A 14353-nucleotide genomic window follows, 5' to 3' on the forward strand; every position below is an offset into this window, starting at 1 on the left:
TAGCGATTATTGCACGTTAATTAGCACAGGTTCGCTATGCAAACCTTGTACTCGTTTGTGCTCAATGCGTAAAACGTAAGTTCCGCGATTCACTTTTGGCAAATCCTCATCAGCGGTGCAGCCTTTGCCGGAAGTGGAATTAGTGTTCCAAGTAATTTTCTTCTCAAAATGGTCGCCTTTTGCCATAAGAAGAGGTTTCAAAGGCATATCGCATACGTCTGAACGCCATACTGCATGGGATAAGTAGTCAACGCTCTTACTGGAGTCTTTGCTGTCTTGATTATTTTTCTTTTTATTATCTTTAGTTGTTTGCTTACCTTGCGTAACTTCTTCACTACTATTAATCGTTAAAACGGCATTCATATCCGATGCGTCAATAAGGCAAGAAGAGTTTCCTTCGTACACAAATCGTTCTGTCAATTCAACGCTACCGCCCATGGGAACAGTTTGTGACTTAGTAGAAAGCTCAAGACGAATATCTTTAGCAGCGCAATGAGGTGTTAAGCCAACAGGACGAGGGTCTGGCACTGGTTGACGAACAATAGTAACTTCATGGCCAGCAATCGCTTTACCAATAGCAGCAATACCCTTACTCAAGCTAATAACGCAAAATATGACCAGCATAATCAAAAGCAACAAAGCAATACCAACAACAATTCTGCGGCGACGATACATTTTTCGTTTTGCTGCACTCATGTTGCGTACGGGCTTACGCACGGGTTTGCGCATCGGGTTGCGAAATGATGTTGCACTCGCATTGCGATGCGGTTTACGTGGTGACGTAGTTGGCATTGACATATTTACCATTGTAATACATAAGTCGATGAGATGAACTGTACTCACTACACAAGGTAGACTCACATACAAAGTAATTAAGTTGTTAATTAAAGAGTTACAAAAGCAGCGTAATTAGTTAGTTACTTAAGGTAGTGCTAAAGTGCCATCCGGCAATATAGTGATAAGACTGTCATGATCGAGCGAAGCAATGCATTCGTCAAGTTGCGTTTGATTCGACCATAAATTGTTGATCTCGCAACGTTGCAATACCTGTTGTTTTTTATGTGCTTCACGCAATGCCTGTAAAATAATGCCGCGCACTTGCCGATTAGTGCCGGCAAAATGTTGCTGTGGGCGGGTATGGTGGCCAAGACCTGGAAATCCAGCAGCTTTGAAACGGCACCATGTTTGCAAAGGGCATGTAGTGCATTGCGGAGATCGTGCTGTGCAAATGGTAGCACCAATTTCCATAATTGCCTGATTCCAAACGGATGAAGTGCAGGTAGTGTTGGTGGTGTTAGTAGCGTTAGCAGTGGCAGTAGTAACATGATTATCTTCCGGCAATACTGCTGCAGCAAGCTCGCGGTCAGATTGCGTTGTGCTGCCACCATGCGATTCAGTTCCAGTAAAAGCGCGCATAAGTACGCGGCGAATATTTGTATCAATCACCGCAATGTGCTTGCCATAAGCAAAGCTGAGTATTGCACTTGCTGTGTAATCGCCTACACCTGGCAAGGCAATAAGTTCTTCATAGGTGCATGGCAGCTTATTGCGATATGTTGTTGCTACAACTTGAGCACAAGATTGTAAACGTAACGCGCGTCGAGGGTAGCCGAGGCGACCCCAAGCTGTAATAATTTCAGCACTCGTAGCGTGAGCTAGTGATTGTGCATCTGGCCAAGTTTGCATCCAAGTGAGCCAATAAGGTACAACGCGGCTCATTTGCGTTTGCTGGCTCATTACTTCACACACAAGCACACCCCAAGGGGTAGTGTGCCCAAACCTCCAAGGCAAATCGCGTGCACAACTATGCCAAAAAAGTGCAACATTATCGCGCGTAAGTGTTGCCAATTCGCGCAATGGCTGAGAAGTTTCTTCGGTGAGATGTTCTTCGGTGAGAGATTGTGAATCTTGCTGCATGCTTGATTATGTAAACGTCGTATACTTTCGTGATTACTTTCCGCCTGTAAAACCGAGTTGCCTCCACGCTTCATACACTGCAATAGAAGCACAATTTGTAAGATTCAAACTACGAAGTGACGGGCGCATAGGAAGGCGCACCTGCTCTGCCACGTGTGGACCAGCCATAACATCCATTGGATCAGGAATATCTCCTGGCTCTGGTCCAAAAAGCAGAATATCGTTCGACTTATATTCAATTTCAGTGTAAAGTTTCGTAGCATTCGCAGTAAACGCAATAATTCGCGAATTTGGCATTGACTCAACTAAATTCTCAAAATTCGGGTGCAAAACAACGTGAGCCATATCGTGATAATCCAAGCCTGCGCGACGTAATTTAGTATCGTGCAAATTAAAACCAAGCGGCTCAACCAAGTGCAAGATAGTGCCAGTTACAGCGCAAAGTCGAATTGCGGAACCTGTATTTCCTGGAATACGAGGGGAGTAAAAGCAAAGGTGAGGGGTGTGCGTTTCTGCGCGCGCGGCATCGTCGGCGCTGAGCATTGCGTCCATAACGCTAATCGGATTTCCGTGAGCGTCGGTTACAAGCTCGTCTGGTCCATAATTTGATTTGCGGTAGCCGTACTCGTACATTTGCTCTACGCGGCTTGCTGCTGCTTTGTGTGCTTCGGTTTGCTTTTTGGTTTTGGCTGCTGCTTCTTGCGTATTCTCGCTGTTATTCATGCTATTCCTTAGCTTTTTAAGTATCTTTACGTAACTTCGTAATCGTAACGTATTTAGTTTACTCGCAACTTGCACATTACTATTGCGAGCGTTCGTTATTAGTGGGGAAAAGTCCGGAGTTTTTGGTAGAGTAGACAGACTGTGTAAGGTGTGTCATATAGCGGGCATGCTCATGGAACCGAAGAAGGCGCCCGCGCATCGCAACTTGCTTATTTGGCAGTTTCGTTTGCCGCGATTTTCTTTAGTTTTTCAAAGATTAAATAGTTAACTAGCGAGTGATAAAGGAACGTCCATTGGCTGCTGAACAAGCTATGACGAGCACCACGAAAGTCATCGCACGTGCTGACGAACATGATATTAAGTTGCATAAAGCGTCAGATCGTGTGAATTTTGGCTCCATTTGTGAGCCTATTGATGTGCCATACCTCCTCGGCGTGCAAACCGACAGCTTTGATTGGTTGATCGGCTCTGAACGCTGGAAGAAGCGCGTTGCAGAAGATGAAGCAAACGGAACTCACACCGTGCCTCATGTTTCTGGTCTCGACGAAGTCTTCCAGGAGATTTCCCCAATTGAGAACTTTGCTGAGACGATGAGCCTCACATTCTCTGATCCATACTTTGAAGAGCCACGTCACACTGTGCTCGAGTGCAAGGAAAAGGATTACACCTATTCTGCTCCACTTTATGTGAATGCTGAGTTTGAAAACGGCGAAACTGGCGAAATTAAGAGCCAGACTGTTTTCATGGGTGATTTCCCATTGCAAACTCCTCACGGCACATTCATTATTGGTGGCACCGAGCGAGTAATCGTTTCGCAGCTTGTGCGCTCTCCAGGCGTGTACTTTGATCGTACACAAGATCGCACTTCCGACAAGGATGTTTTCGGTGCGAAGATTATCCCAAGCCGCGGTGCATGGTTGGAATTTGAGATTGACAAGCGTGATGTTTTAGGCGTTCGCGTAGACCGTAAGCGTAAGCAGTCCGCAATCGTATTCCTTATGGCAATCGGCATGACGAAAGACGAAATTGCAGATGCTTTCCAAGGCTATCCACTTGTTTTGGATGCGCTCGCAAAAGAGCCTATTGAAACGCAAGACGATGCACTTACCGATTTGTATCGTAAGATTCGCCCTGCAGATACTGCAACTCCAGAAGCTGGTCGCAATCTTCTCGATTCCTTCTACTTCAACACAAAGCGTTACGATTTGGCTCGCGTTGGTCGCTATAAGATCAACCGCAAGCTCGGTATTGAAGCAGATTACAGCGATCGCAGCTTGAATCGCGAAGATATTATCGCAACTATTAAGTACTTGGTAACGTTGCATTCTGGCGAAAAAACCTTCCCAGGTAAGCGCGACGGTCAAGACGTACAGTTGCGCGTTGACGTTGACGATATCGATCATTTCGGCAACCGTCGTATTCGTCAGGTTGGCGAGCTTGTGCAGAATCAGCTTCGTACCGGCTTAAGCCGCATGGAGCGTGTTGTGCGCGAACGTATGACAACTCAGGATGCAGAGGCAATTACTCCTCAGTCCTTGATTAACATTCGTCCAGTAAACGCAACTATTAAGGAATTCTTCGGAACTTCCCAGCTCAGCCAGTTTATGGATCAAAACAATCCTTTGGCAGGCGTTACGAACAAGCGTCGTCTTTCCGCACTTGGTCCTGGTGGTCTTTCTCGCGATCGCGCTTCTATGGAAGTTCGAGACGTGCACCCATCCCACTTCGGACGTATGTGCCCAATCGAATCCCCAGAAGGTCCAAACATCGGTCTTATCGGTTCTTTGGCAACCTTCGGACGCATCAATCCATTCGGCTTCATCGAAACCCCATACCGCAAGGTTGTGAATGGTCACGTAACTAACGAAGTCGAATACATGACTGCAGATCGTGAAGCTGAGCACGTTATTGCTCAAGCAAACCAGGAACTCGACGAAAACGGCAACTTCGTCGGCACTCAAGCACTTGCTCGCGTGGACGAAGAAGAAGCAGTCGATGTGCCTGTAAGCACTGTAGATTACATGGACGTTTCCCCACGTCAGATGGTTTCTCTCGGCGCTTCCTTGATTCCATTCTTGGAGCACGATGAAGGCCACCGCGCATTGATGGGTACGAACATGCAGCGTCAGGCTGTGCCGCTTATTAAGTCGGAGCGACCACTTGTTGGTACCGGTTCTGAATGGCGTGCAGCAGTTGATTCTGGCGACGTAATCTTGGCTGAAAAGCCGGGCGTAGTAACTTACGTTTCTGCAGATATTATTCGCGTTATGAACGACGATGGAACTCAGTCCAGCTATAAGCTTTCAAAGTTCCAGCGTTCTAACCAGACTACTTGCTACAACCAAGTGCCGCTTATTAAAGATGGCGAGCGCGTTGAAACTGGTACAGTTTTGGCAGACGGTCCTGCAACCGAAAAGGGCGAACTTGCATTGGGTAAGAATTTGCTCGTTGCATTCATGCCTTGGAACGGTTACAACTACGAGGATGCTGTGATTATTTCCCAGCGTCTTGTGCAAGACGATACGCTTTCTTCTATTCACATTGAAGAATACGAAATCGACGCTCGCGAAACCAAGCTTGGTTCCGAAGAGATTACTCGTGACTTGCCAAACGTTGGCGAAGATGCGATTGCAAATCTCGACGAGCGCGGCATTATTCGTATTGGCGCTGAAGTCGAAGCTGGCGATATTTTGGTTGGTAAGGTAACTCCTAAGGGCGAAACCGAGCTTACTCCAGAAGAGCGTTTGCTCCGCGCAATCTTCGGCGAAAAGAGCCGCGAAGTGCGCGATACTTCTTTGCGCGTGCCACACGGCGAGACTGGTACTGTGATTGCAGTTAAGGAAATCACTCGTGAAGACGCTGAAGACGACGGTGACGAGCTTCCAAACGGCGTGAACCAAATGATTCGCGTTTACATTGCTCAGCATCGTAAGATTACGCAAGGCGATAAGCTTTCCGGTCGTCACGGCAACAAGGGTGTTATTTCCCGCATTTTGCCAGAAGAAGATATGCCATTCTTGGCTGATGGTACTCCAGTTGACATCATGCTTAACCCGTTGGGTGTGCCTTCTCGAATGAACTTGGGTCAGGTGCTCGAGCTTCACTTGGGTTGGATTGCTCACGCTGGCTGGGATATTAACTTGGATCCAGACTTGGAAGCAGCTTGGAAGAAGTACGTGCCGCAAGGTGCTGAGCATGGCGATCCATGCACTCCAGTTGCAACGCCAGTATTCGACGGCGTGCGACCAGAAACTTTGAAGGGCTTGCTTTCTACAACACTCGCAAATCGCGATGGTGACAAGCTTGTTGGCTCTGACGGTAAGGCAACCTTATTCGACGGTCGTACTGGTGAGCCATTCCCGAAGCCAATTTCTGTGGGCTACATGTACATTTTGAAGCTGCATCACTTGGTTGATGATAAGATTCACGCACGTTCCACTGGTCCTTACTCCATGATTACCCAGCAGCCGTTGGGTGGTAAGGCTCAGTTCGGCGGTCAGCGCTTCGGCGAAATGGAAGTGTGGGCGCTCGAGGCTTACGGTGCTGCTTACACATTGCACGAAATGATGACTACGAAGTCTGATGACGTCGACGGTCGTGTGCGCGTGTACGGTGCTATCGTCAAGGGCGATAACCTGCCACCAGCTGGCATTCCTGAATCATTCAAGGTGTTGCTTAAGGAAATGCAGTCGCTTTCGCTTAATGTTGAGGTGTTGAACGCTGAAGGCGTCGCAATCGACATGAAGGATGAAGAGGACGACCCAGTTTCATCTTCCGACGATCTTGGCTTCAATATTGGCGCTCGACCAGATTCGTCCGCCAAGGAAGATCAGATTGCTGTTGAACCTGAATACCAGTGATTCGGTAACGAACACACTTTAAGAAATTAAGAAACGTTAAAAACAATTTCATGAGACAGGACGATAAGAGTGCTGGACGTCAACGCATTTGACAAACTGAGGATTGGACTGGCAACCGCCGAAGATATCCGTAGCTGGAGCCACGGCGAAGTAAAGAAGCCAGAAACCATTAATTACCGTACCCTAAAGCCAGAGAAGGACGGTCTGTTCGGTGAGCAGATCTTCGGTCCAACTCGCGATTGGGAGTGCGCATGCGGCAAGTATAAGCGCGTGCGCTTTAAGGGAATCGTGTGCGAACGATGCGGCGTAGAAGTTACCCGCAGTCGCGTTCGCCGCGAACGCATGGGTCATATTGAGCTTGCAGCTCCGGTAACGCACATTTGGTTCTTCAAGGGTGTGCCAAGCCGTTTGGGCTACTTGCTCGACATTGCACCTAAGGATCTTGAAAAAGTAATCTACTTCGCAGCCTACATGGTTACGAAAGTCGACGAAGAGCAGCGTCACCAAGATCTTCCAGATTTGCAAGACGAATTCGATACAGAAATCGGCAACCTTCGCAAGCGTCGTGATAACGAAATTGAAGCGCGCGCTAAGAAAGTTGAAGAAGACTTGCATGAGCTGGAAGAATCTGGCGAAGGCAAAGGTGCTGCAAGATCTAAGTTGCGCGCTAGTGCAGAACGCGAAATGTCTGCTATTCGTACTCGCTATGACGAGCAAATTCAGCGTTTGAACGCCGTATTTGATCGTTTCAAGGGCTTGCGTGCCGGCGATATGGAAGGCGACGTTGACTTGTGGCGCGAGATGGAAGATCGCTATGGCGATTACTTCGAAGGCTGCATGGGTGCTGAAGCTATTAAGAAGCGTTTGCAAGATTTCGATTTGAAGTCTGCTGCCGAAGAACTTCGCGCAGAAATTGACAACGGAACCGGTCAGCGCAAGGCTCGCGCTTTGAAACGACTGAAGGTTGTAAACGCGTTCTTGACTACTGGAAACAAGCCAGAAGCTATGGTTTTGGACGTAATTCCAGTAATCCCACCAGACTTGCGACCAATGGTTCAGCTTGATGGTGGTCGTTTTGCAACTTCCGATTTGAACGATTTGTACCGTCGTGTAATCAACCGTAACAACCGTTTGAAGCGACTTATTGAGCTTGGTGCTCCTGAGATTATGCTTAATAACGAAAAGCGCATGCTTCAGGAAGCAGTCGACTCACTCTTCGACAACGGTCGCCGCGGACGCCCAGTAACCGGCGCATCCAACCGACCATTAAAGTCGCTTTCCGACATGCTTAAAGGTAAGCAAGGCCGATTCCGCCAGAACTTGCTTGGTAAGCGTGTTGATTACTCTGGTCGTTCCGTAATCGTCGTTGGTCCAAGCCTTCGCATGCATCAGTGCGGTTTGCCAAAGCCAATGGCATTGGAGCTTTTTAAGCCGTTCGTTATTAAGCGTTTGGTGGATCAGGGCTTCGCTCAGAATATGAAGAGCGCAAAGCGTTTGGTTGACCGTGGCGACTCCGAAGTTTGGGGCGTTTTGGAAGAAGTTATTTCCGAACATCCTGTGCTTCTTAACCGCGCACCTACACTTCACCGCTTGGGTATTCAAGCATTCGAGCCGATTTTGGTTGAAGGTAAAGCAATCCACCTGCCGCCACTTGCCTGTGCAGCATTCAACGCAGACTTCGATGGTGACCAGATGGCAGTGCATCTTCCGCTTTCTGCAGAAGCTCAAGCGGAAGCGCGCACTTTGATGATGGCTTCCGACAATATCTTGAAGCCAGCAGACGGTCACACCGTGACTATGCCTTCTCAGGATATGATTCTGGGTCTTTACTACTTGTCTACCGTAATTGACGGAGCAAAAGGTCAAGGCCGAATCTTCTCCTCGCTTGCTGAAGCTGAAATGGCTCTCGACAAGCATGAGATTGATATGCAAGCTAAGGTGCTGATTCGAGTTCCTGCAGACTTCGTATTGCCAAAGAATTGGGAGCCTGCTGAGCTTAAGGTTGTTGACCCTGAGCCAGGCAGCCCAGACGTTGTGCGCGAAGAGCGTTTTAAGGACGGGACTGTACTGTTTGCAACTTCTTGCGGACGCATTTTGTTCAACGGAACTTTGCCAGTCGACTATCCGTTCGTAAACGAGCAGGTGCCAAAGGGCGTACTTTCTAAGATCGTCGACGATATTGCAACCCGCTATTCTACAGCTCAAGTTGCAGCAACACTCGACGCTTTGAAGGATCTCGGCTTTACTCGCGCTCCTTGGTCTGGCGTAACGATGGCATTCTCTGACATTGTGCTTCCTCCAAATCGCGAGCAAATTGCGCAAGATTACGAGGATCAGGCTGCAAAAATCAACTCTCAATACGATATGGGTCTTCTTACAGACGAAGAGCGTCGTCAAGAGTTGATCAACTTGTGGACTGAATGCACCGACAAGGTTGCAGACGCAATGCGCGAAAACTTCCACGATGACAACAACGTGAACATCATGGTTCAGTCAGGCGCACGTGGTAACTGGATGCAGATTCGCCAGATTGCTGGTATGCGAGGTCTCGTGGCAAACCCTAAGGGCGAGATTATTCCTCGACCTGTTAAGTCAAACTACCGCGATGGTCTTTCCGTGTTGGAGTACTTCATCTCGCAGCACGGCGCTCGTAAGGGCTTGGCAGATACCGCACTTCGTACGGCAGAATCTGGCTACTTGACTCGTCGTCTTGTGGATGTTTCGCAGGAAGTAATCGTGCGTGAAGAAGATTGCGGCACTAAGCGCGGTCTTATGATGAAGATTGCTGATCGCGACGAAAACGGCAATTTGACGCTTGTTAAGGCTGCTGACGGTGGTCCATACTCGCGCTTGCTTGCTGCAGACGTAATTGATCCTGCTGACGGTACGACAGTTTTGGCAAAGTGTGGTGACGCACTTTCTATGGACGTTTTGCGTGATTTGGTTGCTCACGGCGTTGAGGAAGTTAAGGCGCGTTCTGTGCTTACTTGCGAATCTAAGCGCGGCGTTTGCGCAAAGTGCTACGGCTGGTCCTTGGCTACAAGCCGACTCGTGGATGTTGGTGAGGCTGTTGGTATTGTTGCAGCACAGTCCATTGGTGAACCTGGTACGCAGCTTACGCTTCGTTCCTTCCACTCTGGTGGCGTCGCTTCGGCTTCTGATATTACTCAGGGTCTTCCTCGCGTTACGGAGCTTTTCGAGGCTCGTACTCCTAAGGGTGAGGCTCCAATCGCTGAGTTCCCAGGCGTTGTGAAGGTCGAGGATACTGATCACGGCCGTCAGGTGACTTTGACTCCAGACGACACTACGATTGATCCAATCGTTTACCCAGTGACTCGTCGTGCGCCAATGCTTGTAAAAGATGGCGACCATGTTGAGGTTGGTACGCAGCTGATTGAAGGTTCTGTGGATCCTAAGAAGATTCTGCGTATTCTTGGTCCGCGTGCGGCTCAGGTGAACATCGTGGAAGAAGTGCACAACGTGTACCGTTCTCAGGGTGTTGATATTCACGATAAGCACATTGAAGTTATTGTGCACCAGATGCTTCGCCGTATTACGGTGATTGATTCTGGCGATACGGATCTTCTTCCAGGTGAGCTTGTGGATCAAGCAAAGTTCCGCGAGGCAAACTTGGCTGCTGTAAAGAACGGCGGAAAGCCTGCTGCTGGTCGACCAGAGCTTATGGGTATTACCAAGGCTTCTTTGGCTACGGATTCTTGGCTTTCTGCAGCATCGTTCCAGGAGACTACGCGTGTGCTTACTGAGGCCGCCTTGAGCCAGAAGGAAGATGACCTTAAGGGCTTGAAGGAGAATGTGATTATCGGTAAGCTCATCCCAGCTGGTACCGGTTTGGCACGTTACCGCAATGCTAGTGTGGAGCCGGATCCTCAGGTTCGCGACTCTATTTATCCGAACTTTGGTTTGGGCGGTGCAGATAGCACGCCTTCGAACTTCGGTGAGAGCGATATGGGCGATGTTGACTTCTCCAACATTGATTTTGGTGATATGAAGCTCGGCGACGACTTTAATCCAGATGACTTCCTTGACGATCAGGGTGGTCAGAGCGATTATGGCGACGAAGCTGAGTGATGACGCTGGCATTCTGCTTGGTTCGTGCTGAGCGTGTTGCGTTTGGTGGGTGCTGAGCGGTACTAATCTAATATAAATGGGGCTTCAAGCTTTCGGGCTTGAAGCCCTTTTTGTTACTGGCGCAGTTGGCGTACTGCGCGCGTAACGGATAATGTCGCTTTTTTGTTACTGGCGCAGTTGGCGTACTGCGCGCGTAACGGATAATGTCGCTTTTTCGTTGCTGGCGCAGTTGGTGTTCTGCGTTAGTAACGGATAATGTCGTTTTTTCGTTACTCACGCAGTTGGCGTACTGCGCAAGTAACACATGAATCGTCCTTAAATACCTTTTAACCACAATGCTCAAAATTTATTGTCTATGAATCGTATTCTCGAATAATCTCAGTAGTATGCCTAAAACTAACAACGGAACGATACGCATGATAAGAGATGCCGAAATAGAGCATCGATGCATCCTACCTATTAACGCAGCTCAAAAACAGTATGCATACAGATGCGTGAAAAGCGGCACTTTTGTGCGCACTTTTCGTAATCTTTACGCGCAAACTGAGTACTGGCAGAAGCTATATACGTCAGAACGTATACGTCACGTAGCGCTTTCATTGATAGATCTTTATCCGGATTGGAAGTTTACTGTTACGAGTGGGGCAGCTTTATTAGGTTATGATGTTGTTGAAGATTATGACACGCTGTTTGTTGGTAGTAAATATGATTCACAGAAAATGAATTTACAAACGCTTCCGACGCAGATTTATATTCGCTCAAAAATTAACAAATCTACGCACGATAATCCGCAATTGCATCGTATTCGCGCAACCGGAAAGGAACAGGATGCTACTAGCGACGACGTGCGTATTGTGCAGCCGAGTCGCAAGTATGATGGTCAGCTTATTACGCTTCCGCATTCAAGTGACAGGGTAAGTTACGAGATTAGAAGTCATGTTGTTGACAAAAGTACTCTGCTTTTTGATGCTGCTAACAGTTTGAGTTTTAGGGCTGCTTTGCCGATTTTTGATTCTGCTGCGCGCGATAACGTGAACTTTAACAAGGTTCTTGAGATTTGCGAAAGAAGAGATGGCGGAAGAGACGGCGGAAGAGATGGTGGAAGAGACGGTGCTGTTGGTGTTGGCGGTAGTGGTGTAGTTGGCAACGGTTTTGTGTATAGCTGTGTAGCTGGTTTCGGCAGTAATGTGGATCCTATTTTTAGGTTGCGTCGCCTTTGCCTTTTTAAGAATGGTTTAAGCGAGAATGGCGGCGAGTCTTTCGCGCGCGGCACGATGATTGATCTTGGGTTTATGGTGCCTGAGTTGCAGCATGAGTTTGTTTCGCCTAATTTCAGGGTTAAGTATAGGTGTGATTTTTTGTGGAGGGTTTCAGGCGGTGGTCTGATTGTTGGCGAGCTTGATGGGTATGACAAGTATTTTGTTGATTCGACTAATTCGTCGCATGTGAATATCAACTTTAATTCTTCGGCTGATACTCAAATGTTGCGTAATTCCTACAATCAGGCCGCTATTAATCGCAATATTGATAGGCAGGCTGAGCGTGAGTCGGTGCTTTTTAGGGAGTGCGGCGTGAGTAAGATTGTGCGTTTTAATTTTGCGGATGTTGTTGGCGTTAAGAATCTTGAGCGGAAGCTTGTTGAGGCTGGCGTGCCGCGAATTATGCGCGTTGGATGAGAGCGGGCGCTTAGAATGCGCACGCTTTACTGTTTTTTTTTTGTTACTGACGCAGTTGGTGTTCTGCGTGCGTAACGGATAGACGCGTTTTTCCGTTACTGGCGCAGTTGGCGTACTGCGTGCGTAACGGATAGATGCGTTTTTTTCGTTACTGGTGCAGTTGGCGTTCTGTGTGAGTGTTGCTGGTTGGTTGTTTTGGCAAGAGATTTAGATAATTTTGGAGGGCATCATGGCAGAAGAGAATAAAGAGATTGCGATAATAGATGAAATTACGCTTAAAAGTAAGATTTACCATATAAGAAATCAAAAAGTTATGCTTGATTCGGATCTAGCTGAAATATATGGATATTCTACAAAAAGATTTAACGAACAGGTTAAAAGGAATATTGAAAAATTTGAAGGGGATGATTTTATGTTCCAATTAACCGATGAGGAAGTATATGAACTTTCAAGGTGCCATTTTGGTACCTTGAACAATGGGCAAGTATATGAACTTTCAAGGTCGCAAAATGCGACCTTGAACAAAGGGCAAGGCAGAGGCAGTAACATTAAATACAATCCCTACGCTTTTACGGAACAGGGCATCTATATGCTTATGACTGTGTTAAGAGGCGAACTTGCGATTAGGCAAAGTCGCGCTTTAGTACGAATGTTTAAGCAGATGAAAGACTTCATTATTGAGAATAGAGATTTTCTTAGTTCAAAAGAGATGGTGCAATTGTCGCTGCAAACAAATCAAAATACAAATGATATAATGCAGCATTCAAAAGAAATAGCAAATATAAATGATAAAATTATCACCCTAGCAACAAAAGAAGATTTGAAAAAAGTGATGGATAATTTTATAGATAGTAGCACTTACAAGCATTTTCTTTTGCTGAATGGGGATAAAATAGAAGCGGACGTTGCCTACACAAAAATATATAAGTCAGCAAAGAAAAGCATTTATGTTATAGATAACTATATAGGGCTTAAAACATTAGAACTTTTAAGGGCTGCAAGAGATAACACGCGAATCATAGTTTTTAGCGATAATGTAAGAAATAAAGATATGCTTACAAAAAATATTTTAGATGATTTTAGAAAAGATTATCCTAATTTAGATTTGAATCTTAAGGTAGCTGATAAAAAATACCACGATAGATATATTGCAATAGACTTTGGGGCAGAAAATGAAGCCTTTTATCTTTGTGGAGCATCATCAAAGGATGCTGGAAATAAAATATCGAGTATTACCAAGATAGAAGAATCATCGAAGGATATGTATCATGCAATGTTTGGGGGAATGTTAAACAATAAGAATTTGAAAATTTGATATACGGGAACGGGCTAGAAAGTTGTATGGATTCCAAGCAAGGCGGTAGAAGTAAAAATCTATCGTCTTTTTTTTAATTGCAGCAAATTATAGAGCAGTTTTCGCGCGCTGCGTTAGTAACGTATAATGTCGCTTTTTTGCTACTGACGCAGTTGGCGTTCTGCGCGGATTACGCGCTCGCTTACGAAACTCGCGTTGAAAGCACAGTGTGCTTTCAACCTTGAGTAAGCTCGGCGCTCCGAATTGCCTTCGCGCGCACAATGCTGTGCTCAAGTAGGTCGTCGCGCCCGTGTTTGGAGTGGTTTGCCAGGTTGAATTCTCCGAATGTGTGGTAGGTTTCTCGTGTTTGGAGCGCTACGCTTTAAGCGAAAAGCGAATCAATGCGACACGCCGCGATTTGGGTTTTGAGAAAAAATAAAAAACGCAAAAAACAAGAAGAACTGGTTATTTGACACCCCTCAAATGCGTTGTTTTTCAACGATTTTTGTACCGGGGGGGGGTAGATGCTCAGAAACATAAACATTTGACTGTGTTATACTGCACGTCATTTTTCGTCTAAATATCGATTAATATTATATGTACTCATGGTTGAGCGTTATCGCACAATTTGCGAAAAAAGCTGAATGGTGAAGGTTGCAGTTGTATTTCTGCGTTCGCATCTGTGTGTTTGCACTGATGCTGTCGTCAATGCAATTGTTAGTATGTCATAACCTTTTGTTTAGCTTGTAACCTGCTGTTGAGCCTAAATAAAGATGTAAGACGATTAGAGTTTA

At 46.7% G+C, this 14353-nt stretch carries 7 protein-coding genes; 4 read left to right on the forward strand and 3 right to left on the reverse strand.

What is annotated here, in order from left to right; translation table 11 throughout:
- Window positions 1-6 precede the first annotated feature (6 nt).
- The 3 genes from HXT26_RS01055 to HXT26_RS01065 form a co-directional block, all read right to left on the reverse strand.
- Window positions 7-792, reverse strand: a complete 786-nt coding sequence (locus HXT26_RS01055) for a peptide ABC transporter permease (protein ID WP_422112086.1) — start codon at window positions 790-792, stop codon at window positions 7-9.
- A gap of 129 nt (window positions 793-921) precedes the next feature.
- The gene (locus tag HXT26_RS01060; RefSeq protein ID WP_004107536.1) at window positions 922-1917 is read right to left on the reverse strand and encodes an A/G-specific adenine glycosylase; all 996 of its coding nucleotides are present in this window, start codon (window positions 1915-1917) and stop codon (window positions 922-924) included.
- A gap of 33 nt (window positions 1918-1950) precedes the next feature.
- Window positions 1951-2640 (reverse strand): tRNA (cytidine(34)-2'-O)-methyltransferase, encoded by a 690-nt coding sequence (locus HXT26_RS01065; protein WP_004107537.1) that lies wholly within the window; start codon window positions 2638-2640, stop codon window positions 1951-1953.
- 311 nt (window positions 2641-2951) lie between these two features.
- Between HXT26_RS01065 and rpoB the strand changes: the two genes are divergently transcribed.
- The 4 genes from rpoB to HXT26_RS01085 all read left to right on the forward strand — a co-directional run bounded on the left by rpoB (window position 2952) and on the right by HXT26_RS01085 (window position 13580).
- Entirely contained in the window at window positions 2952-6500 is a 3549-nt protein-coding gene (gene rpoB / locus HXT26_RS01070; protein ID WP_032835542.1) for a DNA-directed RNA polymerase subunit beta, read from the forward strand.
- Window positions 6501-6569: 69 nt separating this feature from the next.
- Entirely contained in the window at window positions 6570-10589 is a 4020-nt protein-coding gene (locus HXT26_RS01075) for a DNA-directed RNA polymerase subunit beta' (RefSeq protein WP_004118670.1), read from the forward strand.
- Between the two features lie 386 nt (window positions 10590-10975).
- Window positions 10976-12265, forward strand: coding sequence for a hypothetical protein (locus tag HXT26_RS01080; RefSeq protein WP_032835499.1), 1290 nt, complete (start codon window positions 10976-10978; stop codon window positions 12263-12265).
- A gap of 229 nt (window positions 12266-12494) precedes the next feature.
- Window positions 12495-13580, forward strand: coding sequence for an ORF6N domain-containing protein (locus tag HXT26_RS01085; protein WP_004107227.1), 1086 nt, complete (start codon window positions 12495-12497; stop codon window positions 13578-13580).
- Window positions 13581-14353 lie beyond the last annotated feature (773 nt).

This window comes from Gardnerella sp. DNF00497B (genome assembly GCF_049262725.1).
In the GTDB taxonomy this organism is placed as follows: Bacteria; Actinomycetota; Actinomycetes; order Actinomycetales; family Bifidobacteriaceae; genus Bifidobacterium; species Bifidobacterium leopoldii.

Excerpts from the sequence above, each read along its gene's own strand:
- HXT26_RS01055 (WP_422112086.1), bottom strand. The coding sequence starts at position 792 with ATGCCAACTACGTCACCACGTAAACCGCATCGCAATGCGAGTGCAACA.
- HXT26_RS01060 (WP_004107536.1), bottom strand. The coding sequence starts at position 1,917 with ATGCAGCAAGATTCACAATCTCTCACCGAAGAACATCTCACCGAAGAA.
- HXT26_RS01065 (WP_004107537.1), bottom strand. The coding sequence starts at position 2,640 with ATGAATAACAGCGAGAATACGCAAGAAGCAGCAGCCAAAACCAAAAAG.
- rpoB (WP_032835542.1), top strand. The coding sequence starts at position 2,952 with ATGACGAGCACCACGAAAGTCATCGCACGTGCTGACGAACATGATATT.
- HXT26_RS01080 (WP_032835499.1), top strand. The coding sequence starts at position 10,976 with ATGCCTAAAACTAACAACGGAACGATACGCATGATAAGAGATGCCGAA.
- HXT26_RS01085 (WP_004107227.1), top strand. The coding sequence starts at position 12,495 with ATGGCAGAAGAGAATAAAGAGATTGCGATAATAGATGAAATTACGCTT.